This window comes from Micromonospora parva, from assembly GCF_000718515.1.
Classification (GTDB): Bacteria; Actinomycetota; Actinomycetes; order Mycobacteriales; family Micromonosporaceae; genus Micromonospora; species Micromonospora parva.
Map to the genome: position 1 here is coordinate 50049 of NZ_JNZS01000026.1, position 19038 is coordinate 69086.

The 19038-nt window shown below is 71.7% G+C and carries 16 protein-coding genes; 12 read left to right on the top strand and 4 right to left on the bottom strand.

All coding sequences use genetic code 11. The features are described 5' to 3' along the window. Window positions 1-5 precede the first annotated feature (5 nt). Entirely contained in the window at window positions 6-614 is a 609-nt protein-coding gene (locus tag IF22_RS0127480; RefSeq protein WP_030336954.1) for a TetR/AcrR family transcriptional regulator, read from the top strand. 137 nt (window positions 615-751) lie between these two features. Here the strand turns inward: IF22_RS0127480 and IF22_RS0127485 are convergent, their stop codons facing one another. Together IF22_RS0127485 and IF22_RS0127490 are read right to left on the bottom strand one after the other, a co-directional pair. Then, a complete protein-coding gene (locus IF22_RS0127485; RefSeq protein ID WP_030336956.1) occupies window positions 752-2671 on the bottom strand; it encodes a helix-turn-helix domain-containing protein in 1920 nt (639 codons plus the stop codon). A 14-nt stretch (window positions 2672-2685) separates the two neighbouring features. Then, a complete protein-coding gene (locus IF22_RS0127490) occupies window positions 2686-3468 on the bottom strand; it encodes a 3-hydroxybutyrate dehydrogenase (protein ID WP_030336958.1) in 783 nt (260 codons plus the stop codon). 740 nt (window positions 3469-4208) lie between these two features. Here IF22_RS0127490 and ruvC point away from each other — a divergent pair. The 8 genes from ruvC (at window position 4209) to IF22_RS0127530 (ending at window position 13757) form a co-directional block, all read left to right on the top strand. Continuing rightward, a complete protein-coding gene (ruvC, locus tag IF22_RS0127495; RefSeq protein ID WP_030336959.1) occupies window positions 4209-4736 on the top strand; it encodes a crossover junction endodeoxyribonuclease RuvC in 528 nt (175 codons plus the stop codon). Further along, complete coding sequence (gene ruvA / locus IF22_RS0127500; protein WP_030336961.1) at window positions 4733-5335, top strand: Holliday junction branch migration protein RuvA; 603 nt, start codon at window positions 4733-4735, stop codon at window positions 5333-5335. Before ruvC ends, ruvA begins: the two co-directional genes overlap by 4 nt. 114 nt (window positions 5336-5449) lie before the next feature. Beyond that, window positions 5450-6517, top strand: a complete 1068-nt coding sequence (gene ruvB / locus IF22_RS0127505) for a Holliday junction branch migration DNA helicase RuvB (protein WP_030336964.1) — start codon at window positions 5450-5452, stop codon at window positions 6515-6517. 122 nt (window positions 6518-6639) lie between these two features. Beyond that, window positions 6640-6996, top strand: a complete 357-nt coding sequence (gene yajC, locus IF22_RS0127510; protein ID WP_081884077.1) for a preprotein translocase subunit YajC — start codon at window positions 6640-6642, stop codon at window positions 6994-6996. A gap of 278 nt (window positions 6997-7274) precedes the next feature. Further along, complete coding sequence (secD, locus tag IF22_RS0127515; RefSeq protein WP_030336966.1) at window positions 7275-9194, top strand: protein translocase subunit SecD; 1920 nt, start codon at window positions 7275-7277, stop codon at window positions 9192-9194. A gap of 1 nt (window position 9195) precedes the next feature. After that, window positions 9196-10392: a protein translocase subunit SecF gene (gene secF, locus IF22_RS0127520; RefSeq protein WP_030336967.1), complete on the top strand. Its 1197-nt coding sequence runs from the start codon at window positions 9196-9198 to the stop codon at window positions 10390-10392. A gap of 78 nt (window positions 10393-10470) precedes the next feature. Continuing rightward, window positions 10471-11037 (top strand): adenine phosphoribosyltransferase, encoded by a 567-nt coding sequence (locus IF22_RS0127525; protein ID WP_030336968.1) that lies wholly within the window; start codon window positions 10471-10473, stop codon window positions 11035-11037. Between the two features lie 197 nt (window positions 11038-11234). Then, window positions 11235-13757 (top strand): RelA/SpoT family protein, encoded by a 2523-nt coding sequence (locus IF22_RS0127530; RefSeq protein ID WP_030336970.1) that lies wholly within the window; start codon window positions 11235-11237, stop codon window positions 13755-13757. A 67-nt stretch (window positions 13758-13824) separates the two neighbouring features. On the opposite strand, the gene IF22_RS0127535 is transcribed toward IF22_RS0127530, so the two are convergent. Next, window positions 13825-14664 (bottom strand): peptidylprolyl isomerase, encoded by an 840-nt coding sequence (locus IF22_RS0127535; protein ID WP_030336971.1) that lies wholly within the window; start codon window positions 14662-14664, stop codon window positions 13825-13827. A 59-nt stretch (window positions 14665-14723) separates the two neighbouring features. Further along, window positions 14724-15608, bottom strand: coding sequence for a peptidylprolyl isomerase (locus IF22_RS0127540; protein ID WP_030336973.1), 885 nt, complete (start codon window positions 15606-15608; stop codon window positions 14724-14726). 270 nt (window positions 15609-15878) lie between these two features. Between IF22_RS0127540 and IF22_RS0127545 the strand changes: the two genes are divergently transcribed. From IF22_RS0127545 to IF22_RS0127555, 3 genes are all read left to right on the top strand, one after another. After that, window positions 15879-16589, top strand: a complete 711-nt coding sequence (locus tag IF22_RS0127545; RefSeq protein ID WP_030336975.1) for an MBL fold metallo-hydrolase — start codon at window positions 15879-15881, stop codon at window positions 16587-16589. A 72-nt stretch (window positions 16590-16661) separates the two neighbouring features. Continuing rightward, window positions 16662-17990 (top strand): histidine--tRNA ligase, encoded by a 1329-nt coding sequence (gene hisS, locus IF22_RS0127550; protein WP_030336977.1) that lies wholly within the window; start codon window positions 16662-16664, stop codon window positions 17988-17990. Window positions 17991-18061: 71 nt separating this feature from the next. Beyond that, complete coding sequence (locus IF22_RS0127555; protein ID WP_030336979.1) at window positions 18062-19003, top strand: acyl-ACP desaturase; 942 nt, start codon at window positions 18062-18064, stop codon at window positions 19001-19003. The last annotated feature ends 35 nt before the right edge of the window (window positions 19004-19038 follow it).

The window sequence follows — 19038 nt, forward strand, 5'->3', positions numbered from 1 at the left end:
GAAGAATGGCGGACATGACGTCCACTGCTGATGCTCCGCGGTCGCCCGGGCGACCGCGGAGCATCCGCGCCGACGAGGCGATCATCGAGGCGACCCTCGACCTGCTCGCCGAGGGCAGCACCATCGAGGCGCTCTCGATCGAGGCGATCGCCGCCCGCGCCGGGGTCGGCAAGGCCACCATCTACCGCCGCTGGGCCGGCAAGGACGCGTTGCTGCTGGACGCGTTGCGGCGACTCAAGGGCGTCCTGGCCCAGCCGGCCGGGCACTCGGTCCGCGACGACCTGGTGCTGCTGGTCGGCGCGATCGGCAAGAACGTCGACCCACGCGCGGCGAAGATCATGCCCTGTCTGGTGCCCGCCGTGAACCGCAGCGCGGACCAGTACCAGCTCTACCAGAACATCATCGCGCCCCGGCGAAAGCTGATGCGCGAGGTGCTGCGACGCGGCATCGACGAGGGCGCGCTCCGCGCCGACATCGACGTCGAGGTGACGATGGCGCTGCTCACCGGCCCGATGCTGATCCAGCGGGTGCTGCAGTGGAATCCGGACCTGGACGAGCAGACCCTGCCCGAACGGGTCGTCGACGCGGTGCTGGAGGGCATCCGGGCCCGCTGACGTCGGCGGCCCCGGTGCCCGCCGGCCGGGTGGCGGTCAGCGGGGTGCCCGCTGACCAGGCGTTGACGGCACGATGCCGTCGGCACGGCGGCCCGGCGGCCCGGCGGTCCGGGCGGCGCGGCGGCGCGGCGGTGCGGTCAGCCGGCCGGCGCGCGCAGGCGGTGCAGACGCAGCGCGAGCTGCACCTCCAGCGCCCGCTCGGGGCGCTGCCAGTCGACGCCGAGCAACTGCCCGACCCGCTCCAACCGCTGGGTCACCGTGTTGACGTGCACGTGCAGTTGCTCGGCGGCCCGGGCCAGGCTGCCACCCACCCCGAAGTACGCCTCCAGCGTCTTCACCAGCGCCGTGCCGCGGCGGGCGTCGTAGTCGAGCACCGGGCCGACCGTGGCGGTGAGGAACTCCGTCACGTCCTTCTCACCGCGGTCACCGACAGTGCCCAGCAACAACCCGACGAAGCCCAACTCCACGGTGCTCGCGCCCTGCCCGGCACGGCCCAACGCACCCAACGCCGTCAGGCACCGGTCCGCCTCCTGAAACGTCACCGCCAGCGCCGCCGGCGTGTTCGCCGGGCCACTCGCCCCGGCGGTCACCGGGCGGCCGGTCACCCGGGACAGGTCCCGGGCCACCGCGCGGGCACTGCCGCCCGCGTCCGAGCCCGGCAACATCAGCACCACCCGGCCGTCGCGGGCCGCCGCCAGTCCGCCGCGCGCCGAGGCGTACGTGGTGGCCCAGGAGAGCACCCGCTGCCGAGCCGAACCGGTCGCGGCGATCGCGTCGTCACCCACCGCCACCAGCACGTGCGGCGCGTCCAGGTCCACGCCGAGCCGACGGGCCCGGCTGCGCAACGCGTCGGTGTCGCGCAGCGGGCGGGCGATCAGGTCGTCCAGCAGCTCGCCCCGCACCCGCCCCTCCGCCTCCGCGACCGTCCGGCGGAACAACAGCAGCAGCGCGGTCACCAACGCGGCCCGCTCCAGGATGCGCTGGTCGGCGTCGACCAACTCGTCGTCCGGGCGCAGCACCAGGGCGCCCAGGTTCTCCGCGCCGGCCACCACGGCGGCGTACCAGAGCGGGCCCCGGCGGACGCTGCGCCCCTCGGTCCGGGACGCGGCCACCGCCTCCACGATGTCCGCGCGGTCCGGCTCCTCGATCTCACCCACCCGGGCCAGCAGGCGGCCCTCGGCGTCCAACGCCAGCAGCGCGCCGCCCAGCACCTCGGTCACCGCCGCCGCCACGTCCTCCACCCCACCGCCGCGCAGCACCAACGCGGTCATCCGGTCGTGGGCCGCCGCCGCCCGCTCCACCGAGCTGCTGTGCGCCCGGATGGTGGTGTTCGCCGCCGACAACTCGGCCAACGCCGAACGGGTCTCGGCCAGCAGCCGGGCGGTGTCGATCGCCACCGCGGCGTGCGCGGCCAGCGACACCAGCAGCGTCACCTCCTCCCGGACGAACGGCCGGGCCGAACGGTTGGCCGCGTAGAGCACCCCGATCGAGGTGGAGCCGAGTCGCAGCGGCACCCCGAGGATCGCCACCAGACCCTCCTCGCCCACCCCCGCGTCGATCTCGCCGGTGTGGTGGAAGCGGGCGTCCTCGCCGTAGTTCGCGGTGACGTACGGGGCGCCCGACTGGGCCACCAGGCCACCGAGGCCGGCACCCATCGGCAGGCGCAGCCGCTGGAAACGGGCCGAGACCGACCCGTCGGTCACCCGCATGTAGGTGTCGCCGCGTTCGTCGTCGTTGAGCGTCATGTACGCCACGTCCGCGCCGAGCAGGTGACGGGCCCGGTGCACGATCGCCCGCAACACGTCGTCCAGGTCGCGCAGCCCGGCCAGGTCGCTGACCGTGTCGTACAGGCCGGACAGCTCGCTCTCCCGGCGGCGGCGGCGCTCCAGCAGCGCGCGGACCCGCAACGCCACAGCCCTGGCCTGCTCCAGCTCGGCCAGGCGCTCCGGCGGCAGCCCGGCCGCCCGCGCGGCCACCAGTGGTCCCTCGAACTCGACGGCCGCGGCCTCTCGGGCGAGCAGCTCCAGGAACTCCACCGGCGATGACATGGTCGACATTGTGCTCAGCCCCACTAGTTGGCCGTCCAGCCCCCGTCGAGGGCGATCGACGCTCCGCTGATGAACGCCGCCGGCGGCGAGCAGAGGTACGCCAGCAGTTCGGCCACCTCCTCCGGCTCGATCAACCGCTTGATCGCGGCCCGGGCCAGCATGATCTTCTCGACCACCTCGGTCTCGTCGATGCCGTGACTGGCCGCCTGATCGGCGATCTGGCTCTCCACCAGTGCGGTGCGCACGTACGCCGGGTTGATGCAGTTGGCGGTGACCCCGTGCGCGGCGCCCTCCAGCGCGACCACCTTCGACAGCCCTTCGAGGGCGTGCTTGGCCGAGACGTACGCGGCCTTGTAGGGCGAGGCCCGCAGCCCGTGCACCGAGGAGATGTTGATGACCCGCCCCCAGCCCTGGGCGTACATGTGCGGCAGCGCCCGGCGGATCAGCAGGAACGGCGCCTCCACCATCACCCGCTGGATGTACTCGAAGCGCTCGACGGGGAAGTCCTGCAACGGCGCCACGTGCTGGAGCCCGGCGTTGTTCACCACGATGTCCACGTCCGCGTCGAGGGAGTCCACCGCCGCGGCGTCGGACAGGTCGACCCCCTCCGCCCGGCCCCCGGCCTCGGCGGCCACCGCCTTCGCCGCCTCCAGGTTGCGGTCCACCACGAGCACCGTGGCGCCGGCCGCGCCGAGCCGCAGGGCACACGCCCGCCCGATGCCGCCGCCGCCCCCGGTGACCAGGGCGGTCCGACCGGTGAGGTCGACCTGTACGACGTGGGGGACCACCACGGGTTCTGCCGTCATGGCGCAAGAAGTTACGAGCTGTGTGCCCCCCGGCACATGGGCCGGCGACACATACTCCGCACCGAAGCTGTGTGGCTCGCCCGCCCCTCCCGACCCACACGCGCCCACCGCCCTCGTCGCGCCGCACCGCGCCAGGCTGCGCCGTGCCGCGCCGCGCCGGGCCGTGCCGCGCCGGGCCGTGCCGTGCCGGGCCGTGCCGCGCCGGGCCGCTGCGCTGCGCCAGGCTGCGCCGCGCCGGGCCGGTTGCGCCGCTCCGCGCCAGGCTGCGCCTGCGCCTGCGCTGCGCTGCGCCGCCGCCGCGCCGCGCCGCGCAAGATCGCGCAATATCCAGGATGTAGTGGGCATCCCGGCGTTCCGTTGCCACTACATCCTGGATCGAGCGTGACCTTGCCGGCGTCGACGTTGCGATTCGCGCCCGATCGGCCGCCGGAGCGTCTGAGGCAGCGACATCCGGGAGGTTGCTCGGATCTTGGCGCGTGGCGCGTGGCGCGTGGCGCGTGGCGCGTGGCGCGTGGCGCGCGCGGTGCGGGGTGCGGGCTCGCGGCGGCGTGAGTGCGGGGTGCAGGCGTGGGTGTGGGTGTGGGTGTGGGACGCCCGGGGCGTGAGTGCGGGGTGCGGGCGGGCGTGGGGTGCGAGGCGTGGGGTGTGGGGCGCGGGGGGCGTGTCCCGTGGGGCTGGTGGGAAGGGCGCCGGTTAGGGTGTCGAACACACGTACTGCTGACGGTTGGGGAGGGGGCGGCGTGCGCGTGCTCGGTGTCGACCCGGGTCTGACCCGGTGCGGGGTGGGTGTGGTCGAGGGTGTGCCCGGCCGGCCCTGCACCCTGGTCGCCTACTACGTGGTCTACACCGACCCGGCCGACGACCTGGCGCTGCGCCTGTTGCACCTGGACCGGTCGCTGACCGAGTTGGTGGCCGAGCACCAACCGGAGAGCGTCGCCGTCGAGCGGGTGTTCAGCCAGCACAACGTCCGCACGGTGATGGGCACCGCGCAGGCCAGCGGCATCGCCGTGCTGGCCGGGGCGCGGGCCGGGCTGCCGGTGCAGACGTACACCCCGAGCGAGGTGAAGGCGGCCGTGACCGGGTCCGGTCAGGCCGACAAGGCGCAGATGACCGCCATGGTGACCCGGCTGTTGCGGTTGGCCGAGCCGCCGAAGCCGGCCGACGCCGCCGATGCGCTGGCCCTGGCCATATGCCACGTGTGGCGCGGCGGGACCCGCTCCAAGCTGGCCGCCGCGGCCGACCGGGCACGACGAGGAGGAGCACGATGATCGCCAGCGTGCGCGGCACGGTGACCGCGACGGGTCCGGACCAGGCCGTGATCGAGGTCGGTGGGGTCGGGCTCGCCGTGCACTGCGCCCCGGGGACCCTCGCGGAGCTGCGGGTCGGCCAGGTCGCCCGGCTCGCCACCAGCCTGATCGTGCGGGAAGACTCGCTGACCCTGTACGGCTTCGCCGACGACGACGCCAAGTCGCTGTTCGAGCTGTTGCAGACCGCCAGTGGGGTGGGCCCGCGACTGGCCCAGGCGGTGCTGGCGGTGCACACCCCGGACGCGGTCCGCAAGGCGATCGCCAACGCCGACACCGCCGCCCTGACCCGGGTGCCCGGTATCGGCAAGAAGGGCGCGGAACGCCTGGTGCTGGAGCTGCGCGACCGGATCGGCCCGGTGCCGATCGGCGCCGACGGGTCGGCCGGGGTGACCCGTGGCAGTTGGCCGGAGCAGGTCCGGCAGGCCCTGGTGGGGTTGGGTTGGACGGCCGGCCAGGCCGATCAGGCGGTGGCCGCGGTGGCGGAGTCGATCGAGGGTGAGACCCCGCCGGTGCCGGTGCTGCTCAAGCAGGCCATCCGGCTGCTGGGTCGGACCCGATGAGCGCGAGGAGTGAGCCGGGTTTGCGAGCCCCGCAGTCGCGATTGAAGACGGCCCGATGAGCGCGAGGAGTGAGCCGGGTTTGCGAGCCCCGCAGTCGCGATTGAAGACGGCCCGATGAGCGAGACCGAGGGGCTCGTCTCGGCGTACGTCAACGACGCCGACCGGGACGCGGAGGCCACGGTACGGCCGAGGCGGTTGGCCGAGTTCATCGCCCAGGACCGGGTCCGCGACCAGCTGGACCTGTTGTTGCAGGGCGCCATGCGGCGGGGTTCGCCGCCGGACCACATTCTGCTCTCCGGCCCACCCGGATTGGGTAAGACGAGTCTGGCCAACATCGTCGCCGCCGAGTTGGGCGCGGGCATCCGGGTGACCAGCGGTCCGGCGATCGAGCGGTCGGGTGATCTGGCGGCGATCCTGACCAGCCTCGCCGAGGGCGACGTGCTCTTCATCGACGAGATCCACCGGATCGCGCGGCCGGCGGAGGAGTTGCTGTACAGCGCGATGGAGGACTTCCGGGTCGACGTGGTGGTGGGCAAGGGTCCGGGGGCGACGGCGATCCCACTGGACGTCGAGCCGTTCACCCTGGTCGGCGCGACGACCCGGTCGGGCCTGCTGACCGGGCCGATGCGGGACCGGTTCGGTTTCGTCGCGCACCTCGACTTCTACTCGCCGGCGGATCTGGAGACGCTGCTGCACCGTTCGGCGCGGATCCTGGGGGTGCCGATCACCCCGGAGGGCGCGACCGAGATCGCCGGTCGGTCCCGGGGTACGCCGCGGATCGCCAACCGGTTGCTGCGCCGGGTCCGCGACTACGCCGAGGTCCGCGCGGACGGGGTGGTCGATCTCGACACGGCCCGCGCCGCCCTGATCGTGTACGACGTGGACGCGCTGGGCCTGGACCGGTTGGACCGGGCGGTGCTGACCGCGTTGGTCGACTCGTTCCGGGGTGGCCCGGTCGGGTTGTCCACCCTGGCGGTGGCGGTGGGGGAGCAGCCGGACACGGTCGAGGAGGTCTGCGAGCCGTTCCTGGTGCGGGCCGGGCTGTTGGCGCGTACGCCCAGGGGGCGGGTGGCGACCGAGGCCGCCTGGCGGCATCTGGGGCGCACACCACCGAATGGTACATTTGGTGTAGATAGTCCACCTGTGCCCGATCTGTTCTCGCTGGATGCCGAACAGCCGTGATGTGAACGTGATCTGTGCCGCATTCGGCGTTCTCAGGTGCAGGGTTTAGACTTCGCCGCGGTCTGTACAGGACGTGAGAATCCGCCTCCGCTCCGGCACCCACGGTGCCGGGCAGGCGGCCAATGGGAAGGTCAGTAACCGTGCAATTGGCAGCAGCGGGTGGCGGGGCCGGCGGTTTCACGCCGATCCTGATGATCGCCCTGCTCTTCGGCGTCATGTACTTCATGATGATCCGACCCCAGCAGAAGCGCCGCAAAGAGGCGGAGGCGATGCAGTCCAATCTCGGCCCCGGCGACGAGGTCGTGACCATCGGCGGGCTCTACGGCACGGTCACCGGCATCGAGGACGACACCGTCCTGATCGAGGTCGCCCCGGGCGTGCAGACCCGCTACGCCCGCCCGGCCATCGCGCGGGTGGTCACCCGCGCCGAGCTGCCGAGCGAACCGGTCACCGAGGACGCGGACACCGCCAAGGACTGACCCCTCCCCCCGGGAGCGGCGAGTCCGGCGTACGGCCGGTCGACCCGGCTTCCGGGTCGTCGCGCCCCGACGGGGCAGCGGGCGAGACGTGAAAACTGGATAGTTGGGTCGACGTCGGGCGTCGACACGTTCCGGTGGCCGTCGGCGTTCCGCGCCGGGGGGCCCGGTTCTCGTGTCGACATCTCGTCGACTCAAGGCAGACCCGTCGGGCGGGACCCCCGGCCCGACACCGCCGCCGCTGCGACAGCGGCGCGACCGTACAGGGAGACAGGACAGCCGTGGCACCACCTCAGGGACAGATGCGCCCCGGGCGGCAGCTCGCCGTGCTCGGGTTCATCTTCGTGGTCCTCTATCTTTTGGTGTTCTTCGCCGGCGCCAGCGGCAGTTGGAAGGACCGGCTCGAGCCCAAGCTCGGCCTGGACCTCATCGGCGGCACGCGGGTGACACTGGAGGCGACCAACAGCGTCGACGGCAAGCCCCCGACGGCGGAGAACCTCGAGGAGGCCCGCGAGATCATCGAGAGCCGGGTCAACGCGTTCGGCGTGGCCGAGGCCGAGGTGGTCACCGAGGGCAACCGCAACATCGTCATCTCCCTGCCCGGTGAGAACCGCAACCTCGACGACGTGGGCGAAGCCGCCGAGCTGCGCTTCCGCAAGGTGCTCAAGGCCGCCTCCGGCAGCGGTGTGGCCGAGGCGCCGCCCGCCGCCACGCCGACCCCGTCCGGCAGCGCCGCCCCGACCGGCAGCGCGACCCCGTCCGGCGCCGCGACCCCGACCCCCACGGGCAGCGCCTCGCCGAAGGTGACCTCGTCGCCCAGCGGTGGTCAGGGCGGGATGGCCCCGGCGTCGCCCAGTGCCACGCCGACTCCTTCCGCGTCCGCCTCGGCCTCGCCGAGCGCCGCCGCGCCCACCGCCAGTTCGGAGCCGGTGCCGGCCAGCGTGGAGGAGCAGCGCAAGGCCGTCGAGCAGAAGGTCGGCGCCGCCGCGTGGCAGGCCGCGAACGGGCTGCAGGCCCCGGCCGACCTGACCGCCGACCCGTCGCTGGCCGAGAAGCTCAAGCCGTTCGGCACGCTGTCTCCGCAGGAGGTCGCGGTGCTGCCGGCGCAGATGCAGTTCAACGTGCCGACGATCGGCTGCGCGCAGCTCGACCAGCGCCCCCCGGCGTCGATCTCCGACCCGAAGCAGCAGGTGGTCTCCTGCGAGGACGGCGCTTCGAAGTACCTGCTCGACCAGGCCAAGGTGCTGGGCACCGACGTCTCCGACGCCGATGCGGTGCTCGACCAGACCAACGCCTGGGTGGTCAGCCTGGACTTCACCGGCGACGGTCAGGGCAAGTGGACCTCGCTGACCCGTGAGGCGTTCAACAACGAGGGCCAGGCCTGTGACGCGACCGCGCTGGGCCAGGACGGCAAGTGCCGGGTCGCCGTGGTGCTGGACAACGAGATCGTGTCCTCCCCGGAGATCCAGGGTGTGCTCACCGGCAACTCGCAGATCACCGGCCAGTTCACCCAGAAGGACGCCAGCACCCTCGCCGGCCAGCTCCGCTACGGCGCGCTGCCGGTGACCTTCGAGCAGCAGGAGGCGCAGAACGTCACCGCCACCCTGGGCGCCAGCCACCTGCGCGCTGGTCTGCTCGCGGCCGGCATCGGCATGCTGCTGGTCATCATCTACGCGTTCTTCTACTACCGGCTGCTCGGCTCGGTCATCTTCCTGAGCCTGATCCTCTCCGCGCTGCTGGTCTTCGGCGCGCTGGTGGTGCTCGGCCGGCAGATCGGCTTCACGCTCACCCTCGCCGGCATCGCCGGCATGATCGTCTCGCTCGGTGTGGCGGCGGACTCGTTCGTCATCTACTTCGAACGATTGAAGGACGAGATCCGGGAGGGGCGCAGCCCGCGGAGCGCGGTGCCGCGTGCCTGGATCCGGGCCCGTCGCACGATCATCTCGGCCAACGCGATCACCCTGCTCTCGGCGGTGGTGCTCTACGTGGTCTCGGTCGGCACGGTCAAGGGCTTCGCGTTCGCGCTCGGCCTGGCCACCGTTCTGGACCTGGTGGTGGTGTTCCTCTTCCGTCACCCGATCATGACGATGTTCGCCCGGACCCGGGCGTTCCTGTCCCCGCGGGTCAGCGGTCTGGGCCGGGCGCTTCCGGCCCGCAACCAGCCGACTCAGCCCCGCAACCCGCGCGCCAAGGAGGCCTGAGATGGCTGAAAACGGTCTGGCGAGCCGCCTCTACAACGGCGAGGCCGGTCTCAACATCGTCGGCCGGCGCAAGCTCTGGTTCGGCGTCGCCGGGGTTCTGATCCTGATCGCGATCCTCAGCTTCTCGATCCGCGGGTTCAGCCTGGGCATCGAGTTCGCCGGCGGCAACTCGTTCCAGGTGCCGGCCAGCGTCGGCACCCTGGACGACGCCGAGCGGGAGGTCAACTCGGCCCTGGCCGCCGAGAACACCGGTGTCACGGTGGCGACCACGCAGAAGGTCGGCGGCCCGGGCGGCGACTCGTACGAGCTGCGCACGCCGCAGCTCACCGCCGAGCAGGCCACCGCGGTCAAGGCCCAGATCGCCGAGGACCTCGGCATCAACGCCGACCAGATCAGCAGCAACCAGGTCAGTGAGGCGTGGGGCAGCCAGGTCACCGAGCGGGCCGTGCTCGGTCTGGTCATCTTCATCGCGCTGGTGATGGTCTACCTGATCCTGCGCTTCGAGTGGCGGATGGCCGTGGCCGCGGTCGCCTCGCTGATCACGAACCTGATCCTCACCGCCGGCATCTACTCGCTTGTCGGTTTCGAGGTCACCCCGTCGACGATCATCGGTTTCCTCACCATCCTGGGCTTCGCGCTCTACGACGTGGTGGTGGTCTTCGACAAGGTCCAGGAGAACACCCGGGGCATCACCGCCAACAACAACCAGACGTACGGCGAGGCGTCCAACCTGGCTATCAACCAGAGCCTGATGCGGTCGTTGAACACCTCCGTCGTCGCTCTGCTGCCGGTCGGCGGTCTGCTCTTCATCGGTGCCGGCCTGCTCGGCGCCGGCACGTTGAAGGACCTCGGTCTGGTGCTGTTCGTCGGTATGGCGGTGGCGTTCCTGACCTCCATCCTGGTGGCCACCCCGCTGCTGGCGCTGCTGAAGAACTACGACCCGCGGATCCAGGCGCACAACAAGCGCGTCCTGAGCCGGCGGGGCGCTGTCGCCCGCGGCGAGGTCCCCGGTAAGGGCGCCGCGAGCCCGGCCGCCCAGGCCGTCGCGTCCGACGAGCCGGTCGACCAGGACGCCGCCGCGCTGGCCGGTGCCGCCCCCAAGGTGGGCGCTCGGCCGGCGGGCAAGCGCCCGACCGGTGCCCGGGGCGGTCGCCCGGGTGGCGGCGGCAACCGGCCGGGTGGCGCCAAGCGGCGCTGACCCGACAGGAAACACCCGAACGGCGTCCGGCATGCTGTTGCCGGACGCCGTTCGTCGTCGAAGGAGAGCGAAACAGCCGTGACGGAGACCCACAGCACCGCAGCGCGCGGGGACAGTGGCCCGGAGGCCGCCCGACTGGTCGCCAGCCGGGTGCTGGACGTGCCCGACTTTCCCAAGCCGGGCGTCTTGTTCAAGGACCTGATGCCACTGTTCGCCGACGGCAAGGTCTTCCGTGAGGTGATCGACGGGATCGTCTCGTACCACGGGCGGGAAGCCTTCGACGTGGTGGTCGGCATCGAGGCGCGTGGGTTCGTGGTCGCGGCGGCCATCGCGTACGCGACGGGGGTGGGCGTGGTGCCGGTACGCAAGGCCGGCAAGCTGCCCCGCCCCGCGCACTCGGTCTCCTACGCGCTGGAGTACGGCGAGGCGACGTTGGAAGTGCACGAGGACGCCTTCACCGCCGGGCACCGGGTGTTGGTGGTCGACGACGTGCTGGCCACCGGTGGCACCGCCGAGGCGACGCTGGACCTGGTCGAGCGGGCCGGTGGGACCGTCGCCGGCTTCACCGTGCTGCTGGAGCTCGGTTTCCTGGGTGGACGTGAGCGACTGGCGCCGCGTCCCGTCCACGCCCTGTTGACTGTTTGAGCCGGTCGGTACCCGGCTGACCGTTTGATCCCGGACCTGTCGGATGGACCCGGCGCCGACCGTCCGGCGGAGCGGCAGGGGACCGTCCGTGCGGGTAGCATTGCCCTTTGCTGACGCCGGCGGTACCCCGTCCGGCGGGCGAGACCAGGTCGGCCGATCTTCGGCCGGCGTGTTTCCGGCGAGCGGTGAGGAGGCCGGTGTCCCACGATGTCGTCCCTCCGGCGGAGGGCACGGTGCACCCGACAGGCGACGCTGACGGCTCGGTGACTGACCGGACAGGCGACGCGCCGGCCCGGGTGACGGGCACCGGCAACGGCTCCGGCAGGGCTTCCGGCGAGAGCCCGGTGCGTCCGACCAGCGGCCCGCCGAGCGCCGAGGCGTCTCCCGGCGCCGACGGTGTCGTGGTGCCGTTCCCGAGCGACGCCGGCATCGACCCGTCGCCCAGCGGTGGCTTCGGGCTGTCCAACGCGCCCACCGGCCGGCGGGTCCGGGCCCGGCTGGCCCGGTTCAACGCGCCCTGGCAGACCTCTCAGGTCAGCGAGGTGCTGGAGCCGCTCATCGCGAGCCACCGGGACAACCACCCCAAGGCGGACGCCCGGCTGCTCCAGCGCGCCTTCGACACGGCCGCCCGGTGGCACTCCGGGCAGTACCGCAAGTCCGGTGACCCGTACATCACCCACCCCCTCGCCGTGGCGACGATCCTCGGCAACCTGGGGATGGACACCACCACCCTGGTCGCCGCGCTGCTGCACGACACCATCGAGGACACCGAGTACACCCTCGACCAGATGCGCGCCGACTTCGGCGGCGAGGTCGCCCTGCTGGTCGACGGCGTCACCAAGCTCGACAAGGTCAAGCTGGGCGACGCGGCCAAGGCCGAGACGATCCGCAAGATGGTCGTGGCGATGGCCAAGGACCCGCGGGTGCTGGTGATCAAGCTGGCCGACCGGCTGCACAACATGCGTACCCTGACCTTCCTGCCCCGCCCCAAGCAGGAGCAGAAGGCCAAGGAGACGCTGGAGATCCTCGCGCCGCTGGCGCACCGGCTCGGTATGAACACGATCAAGTGGGAGCTGGAGGATCTGTCCTTCGGCACGCTCTTCCCGAAGCGCTACGAGGAGATCAACCGGCTGATCGGGGAGCACCAGCCGCAGCGCGAGGCGTTGCTGCGGCAGGTGACGCAGAAGGTGCAGACCGACCTGAAGGCCGCCAAGATCAAGGCGGAGACGACAGGTCGGCCGAAGCACCTCTACTCGATCTACCAGAAGATGATCGTGCGGGGTCGCGACTTCAACGACATCTACGACCTGGTCGGTGTGCGCATCCTGGTCGACACGGTTCGCGACTGCTACGCGGCGCTGGGGGTCATCCACGCCAACTGGCAGCCGGTGCCGGGCCGGTTCAAGGACTACATCGCGATGCCCAAGTTCAACATGTACCAGTCGTTGCACACGACTGTCATCGGGCCCACCGGCAAGCCGGTGGAGATGCAGATCCGCACGTACGCGATGCACCGCACCGCCGAGTTCGGCATCGCCGCGCACTGGAAGTACAAGGAGCACAAGGGCACCCAGATTGTCGGCCCGCCGGCGCACATCGACGAGATGACCTGGCTGCGGCAGCTGCTGGACTGGCAGCGGGAGGCGGCCGACCCGAGCGAGTTCCTGGACGCGCTGCGCTTCGACCTGTCCAGCCAGGAGGTGTACGTCTTCACCCCCAAGGGTGACGTCATCCCGCTGCCGACCGGTTCGACACCGGTGGACTTCGCGTACGCGGTGCACACCGAGGTGGGGCACAAGTGCATCGGGGCGCGGGTCAACGGCAAGCTGGTGCCGCTGGAGTCGACGCTGTCCAACGGCGACGTGATCGAGATCTTCACGTCGAAGTCCGAGACGGCCGGCCCCACGCAGGACTGGCTGGGCTTCGTCAAGAGCCCGCGCGCCCGGACGAAGATCCGGCAGTACTTCAACAAGGAGCGGCGCGAGGAGGCGATCGAGGCCGGCAAGGACGCGATCGTCAAGGCGATGCGCAAGCAGGGCATGCCGTTGCAGCGGATGCTCACCTCCGACGCGCTCATGTCGATCGCCCGCGACCTGCACCTGGCCGACGTGGCCTCGCTGTACGCGGCGGTCGGCGACAGCCAGGTCTCCGCGCAGTCGGTGGTGCAGAAGCTGATGGCCGCGTACGGCGGCGAGGAGGGTGCGGCGGAGGACATCGCCGAGACCGCCGTCGCCACCCGGCCGCCGCGCAGCCGGCAGAGCAGCAGTGACCCGGGCGTGGTGGTCCGGGGCGTCAGCGACGTCTGGATCAAGCTGGCCCGGTGCTGCACCCCCGTGCCTCCGGACTCGGTGTTCGGCTTCGTCACCCGCTCCGGCGGGGTGAGCGTGCACCGCGACGACTGCGCCAACGCCGAGGACCTGCGCGCGCAGAGCGAGCGGGTGGTCGAGGTGAGTTGGAAGCTCACCTCCGCCTCGACGTTCCTGGTCGCCATCCAGGTCGAGGCGTTGGACCGGCACAAGCTGCTGGCCGACGTCACCCGGGTGCTCTCCGACGAGCGGGTCAACATCCTCTCCGCCACCGTCACCACCACCCGTGACCGGGTGGCGGTGAGCCGGTTCAGCTTCGAGATGGCCGACCCGAAGCACCTGGGCCACCTGCTGGCCACGGTCCGCAAGGTCGACGGCGTCTTCGACGCCTACCGGGTCACCTCGGGCGCCTGACGCCGTACCCCGAACACGACAGCGCCCGCCGGCTCAGCCGGCGGGCGCTGTGTCGTCTGCGCGGGTGTCAGCCCTGCGGGTTGCTCATCGCGAGGTCCTTGATGATGACCTCCTTCTTCGGGTGGCCGCCGCCGGCCTGCTGGGCGAACGCCCCGTCGTCGCCGGCCTTGGCCACGTCCTTGACCAGGTCCAGGCCGCCGGTGATGGTGCCCAGCACCGTGTACGCCGGGTCCAGCGGAGAGTCGCCGTAGACGATGAAGAACTGGCTGCCGGTGCTGCCCGGCTGGCCGGAGTTGGCCATCGCGATGACACCCTCCGGGTACGGCGGGCGCTTGTCGGTGGGCAGGTTCTCCTCGGGCAGGCGGTAGCTCGGGCCGCCCTGGCCGTCGGTGTCCCGCCAGCCGTTGCCGGTGGCGCTGGGGTCACCGCACTGCAACACCTTGATGCCCTCGGTCACCAGGCGGTGGCACTTGGTGTTGTCGAAGAAGTTCTTCTCCGCGAGGTAGGTGAAGCTGCCCGCCGTGCACGGCACCAGCGACCGGTCGACCTTGGCGGTGATCGGGCCGAGGTTGGTGTCGATCGTCATGGTCTGCACGCCGGTGGCGGACTGCTGGTTGCCCGGCAACCCCACGTCCTTGATCTGCGGTGGCCGCTGCTCGGTGGGCACCGCGTTGTACACGCACTCGGACGCGCCGGGCGCCGCGGTGGTGGTGTCGGGCTTGTCGTCGTCGCCGCCGAGGCTCACCGCCAGCCAGACGGTGCCGGCGACCACGAGCACCAGCGCGGCACCCGCGCTGACGATCGCCGTCGTCTGCCGGCGCTTGCGGGCCTTGGCCGCGCGCTCGGCCATCTCCTTCTCGAGCCGGGCGCGGGCCGCCGCGCGCTGCCGCTCTCTGGTGGACGTCACGCCTGGATCCTCCTGGCTGTCTGCTGCTGAGTGCCGCTTGGGTGGGTGGTGGCGCCCGGTCAGCCGGCGCTCGGGCTGCTGGCCGGGGTGCCGGAGGCCGACGGCGCCGGTGCCGCAGCGGAGACCGGCTCACCGACCGTGAGGCTCTGGATCGTCACATCGGTGCTGGGCTTGACCTTCGCCCCGGTCCCATTGTCCACGGTCGGGAGGGCACCGATCTTCTCCACCACGTCCAGCCCGCCGGTCACCCGGCCGATGACCGGGTACTTCGGGTCGGTGGTGGTGAAATCCTTGAAGAAGATCAGGAACTGGCTGCCGTTGCTGCCCGGCGGGTTGGAGACCATCGCCACAGTGCCCTTCGGGTACGTCGGCGGCTGGTCGGGGGCGGGGGTGGCCGACGGTGACGCCGACGGCACGGTCGGCAGTTCCTCGTCGTAGAACGAGTAGGTCGGCCCACCGAGGCCGGTGCCGCTGGGGTCGCCGCAGCGCAGCGCGCCCTCGGCGGTGATCTCGTGGCACTTGGTGTTGTCGTAGAACGACCGGCTCGCCAGGTGGGCGATGCTCGCCGCCGCGCACGGGGAGTTGGTGAGGTTCAGCTCCGCGGTGATCGGCGCGCCCTGGTTGGTGGTCACGGTCATCGGCCGGGTGCCGTCGGTGGGCAGGTCCTTGGTGGCCGGCGTGCCGACGTCCTTGAGGTTGGTGTTGGCCGTCGCGTCCTGTGGCGTCCAGAGGCAGGTTTCCGCCGCGGCCGTGTTCTGCTTCGGGTCGGAGTCGAACGCCCCGAGCGCCCAGGCCGAGCCGGCCACTACCAACACGAGGATCAGAGCGGCGCCGACTCCGGCCTGGATCTGCCGTCGGCGCCGCGTAGCGGCCGCCCGGCGAGCCAACTGCCGGTCGAGCTTGGCCCGTGCCAGTTTGCGCTGCCGGTCCCTGCTGGAAGCCACCAGTGCTCCCCTTTCCTCTACCTGGTCGTCGCCGGCGGCCGGTCGCCCCGGCCCGTCCGGGCGTCACGTGTGCCGCGCCACACGCCCGCCAGAGTGTACGGCTAGCGACTGGGAATGTGGTGTACGAGGTCCGCCCCGTCCCGAGCAGCGCTTATCGGAGATCGTCACTGTGCCCTACGGGGTGCCGGGGACGGACGCGGCAAACCGGCTGGGCGCGCCCGATAGGCTGCGGGGCAGGACGACAGCTGCTCGACGGAAAGGACAGCGCCAGTGCTCGTGGCCGGCTTTCCCGCGGACGCCTTCGGCACCAACTGCTACGTGGTTGCCACCGCGCCGGGGGAGCAGTGCGTGGTGGTCGACCCCGGCATCGGGGTGCTCGGCCGCCTCGACGCGCTGCTCGCCGAGCACCGCCTGCATCCGGCCGCCGTGCTGCTCACCCACGGCCACCTCGACCACACCTTCTCGGTAGCGCCGGTCTGCGGTGCGCGCGGCATCACCGCCTACGTGCACCCGGGCGACCGGGAGATGCTGGCCGACCCGGCCAAGGGCCTCTCGGCCGACCTGACGTCGCTCTTCGGTGGCCGATTGAGCTACACCGAGCCGGAGGACGTGGCGGAGCTGACCGACGGCGCCACCCTCACCCTCGCCGGCCTGGAGATCGCCGTCGACCATGCCCCGGGCCATACCGGCGGGTCGGTGCTGTTCCGGCTGCCGGGCGCCGGGTCGGGCTGGGAGGCCGACGAGCTGTGCCTCTCCGGTGACGTCCTCTTCGCCGGGTCGATCGGCCGCACCGACCTGCCGGGCGGGAGCATGCCGGCCATGCTCAGCAGCCTGCGCGACAAGATCCTCCCGCTGGCCGACGACACCGTCGTGCTGCCCGGCCATGGCCCCAGCACCACCATCGGCCGCGAGCGCGCCAGCAACCCGTACCTCATCGAGGTGGCTGGCACGTCGCCGGCCGCTCCCACCCGGGGCCTCTAGATCTTCGTCCGCGCCACGCGCGGACCCACGACACCACCGCGCCACCGGCGCGGAACCGCAAGGAGTACGCCGATGAGCAAGCCCACGCCCATCTCCGGCTTCCCGGAGTGGACCCCCGGTCAGCGGATGATCGAGCAGTTCGTGCTCGACAAGATCCGGGCCACCTTCGAGCTGTACGGTTTCGCGCCGCTGGAGACCCGCGCCGTGGAGCCACTGGACCAGCTGTTGCGCAAGGGCGAGACCTCGAAGGAGGTCTACGTGATCCGGCGGTTGCACGCCGACGCTGAGGGCCCGGCCGGTGACGACCAGCTCGGCCTGCACTTCGACCTGACAGTGCCGTTCGCCCGGTACGTGCTGGAGAACGCCGGAAAGCTGAGCTTCCCGTTCCGCCGCTACCAGATCCAGAAGGTGTGGCGCGGAGAGCGGCCGCAGGAGGGTCGCTACCGGGAGTTCGTCCAGGCCGACATCGACATCGTCGACCGGGACACCCTGGCCCCGCACCACGAGGCGGAGATGCCACTGGTCATCGGGGACGCGCTGCGGTCGTTGCCGATACCGCCGGTGACGATCCAGGTCAACAACCGCAAGATCAGCGAGGGTTTCTACCGGGGTGTCGGGCTGACCGACCCGGAGGCCGCGCTGCGCGCCGTCGACAAGCTCGACAAGATCGGCCCGGCGAAGGTGGCCGAGCTGCTCGCCCAGACCGCCGGGGCGAGCGAGGCGCAGGCCAAGGCGTGCCTGGCGCTGGCCGAGATCTCCGCCCCGGACGCGTCGTTCGCCGACGCCGTGCGGGCGCTCGGGGTGAGTGACCCGCTGCTCGACGAGGGCGTCGAGGAACTGATCCGGGTGGTGGAGACCGCCGCCGCGCACTCGCCCGGGCTCTGCGTGGCGGACCTGCGCATCGCCCGTGGCCTGGACTACTACACCGGCACCGTCTACGAGACCCAGTTGCGTGGCTACGAGCGCTTCGGCTCGATCTGCTCCGGCGGCCGGTATGACAACCTGGCCAGCGCCGGTGCTGTCTCGTACCCGGGGGTGGGGATCTCGATCGGTGTGACCCGGCTGCTCGGGCTGCTCTTCGGCGCGGGGGCGCTGTCGGTTTCCCGGGAGGTGCCGACCGCCGTGCTCGTCGCGGTGACCAGCGAGGAGCAGCGGGCAGCCAGCAACCGGGTGGCGGAGGCGTTGCGGCGGCGCGGGGTGCCGACCGAGGTGTCACCGAGCGCGGCGAAGTTCGGCAAGCAGATCCGCTACGCCGAGCGGCGGGGGATTCCGTACGTCTGGTTCCCGGGCGTCGACGGAGCGCCGGACGAGGTGAAGGACATCCGCTCAGGTGAGCAGGTCACCGCCGCTGCGCAGGAGTGGATGCCCCCTCTGGAGGACCTCAAGCCGACGGTTGGGTGAGTCTCTCCACTGGCGCTGACGGCCGCGGGGACCTACGGTAGCGTAAGTTACGCCACCGTAGGGAGTTTCTCGTGACCGTCAGCACCACATTGAGTCAGACCGCGCTGCTCGTCGAGTTGGAGCCGGTGGTCGCGCGCAACCTCGACCGCCACCTCTCGCTCGCCAAGGAGTGGTTCCCGCACGAGTACGTGCCGTGGAGCGAGGGGCGGACCTTCGACGGGCCGCTCGGCGGCGAGGCGTGGTCGCCGACCGACTCCACCATCCCGGACGTGGCCCGCACCGCGCTGATCGTGAACCTGCTGACCGAGGACAACCTGCCCTCGTACCACCACGAGATCGCCACCCTGTTCGGCCGGGACGGCGCGTGGGGCACCTGGGTGCACCGGTGGACCGCCGAGGAGGGGCGGCACGGCGTCGCGATCCGCGACTACCTGACCGTCACCCGGGCGGTCGACCCGGTGGCGTTGGAGCGGGCCCGGATGACGCACATGTCGGAGGGCTACACCAACGCCCACGGCGACGAGGTGCTGCACTCGCTGGCGTACGTCTCGTTCCAGGAGTTGGCCACCCGCATCTCGCACCGCAACACCGGCAAGGCCACCGGCGACCCGGCCTGCGAGGCGCTGCTGGCGCGGGTGGCGGCCGACGAGAACCTGCACATGGTCTTCTACCGCAACCTGCTCGCCGCCGCGTTCGAGCTGGCCCCGAGTCAGGCCATGCGGGCCGTCGCCGACGTGGTGGCCGACTTCCAGATGCCGGGCAGTGGCATCGACGGCTTCGCCCGCAAGTCGGTGGCGATCGCCCTGGCCGGCATCTACGACCTGCGCCAGCACCGCGACGAGGTGCTGCAGCCGGTCCTGCGCCAGTGGGACGTCTTCAACGTGACCGGCCTTAACGCCGACGGCGAGGCCGCCCGCGAGCAGCTCGCCACCCAGTTGGCGGACCTGGACCGCGCCGCGAGCCGCTTCGAGGAGAAGCGCGACGCCCGAGCCGCCCGCCAAGCCCTCCGCTAACCCCACCCCCAACCCCAACCCCCCCACCCCCGAAC

What these genes read in the sequence shown, in the direction of transcription:
- ruvA (WP_030336961.1), top strand. Translation starts at nt 4,733, where the DNA reads ATGATCGCCAGCGTGCGCGGCACGGTGACCGCGACGGGTCCGGACCAG.
- yajC (WP_081884077.1), top strand. Translation starts at nt 6,640, where the DNA reads ATGGGAAGGTCAGTAACCGTGCAATTGGCAGCAGCGGGTGGCGGGGCC.
- hisS (WP_030336977.1), top strand. Translation starts at nt 16,662, where the DNA reads ATGAGCAAGCCCACGCCCATCTCCGGCTTCCCGGAGTGGACCCCCGGT.
- IF22_RS0127480 (WP_030336954.1), top strand. Translation starts at nt 6, where the DNA reads ATGGCGGACATGACGTCCACTGCTGATGCTCCGCGGTCGCCCGGGCGA.
- IF22_RS0127485 (WP_030336956.1), bottom strand. Translation starts at nt 2,671, where the DNA reads ATGTCGACCATGTCATCGCCGGTGGAGTTCCTGGAGCTGCTCGCCCGA.
- secF (WP_030336967.1), top strand. Translation starts at nt 9,196, where the DNA reads ATGGCTGAAAACGGTCTGGCGAGCCGCCTCTACAACGGCGAGGCCGGT.
- IF22_RS0127490 (WP_030336958.1), bottom strand. Translation starts at nt 3,468, where the DNA reads ATGACGGCAGAACCCGTGGTGGTCCCCCACGTCGTACAGGTCGACCTC.
- ruvB (WP_030336964.1), top strand. Translation starts at nt 5,450, where the DNA reads ATGAGCGAGACCGAGGGGCTCGTCTCGGCGTACGTCAACGACGCCGAC.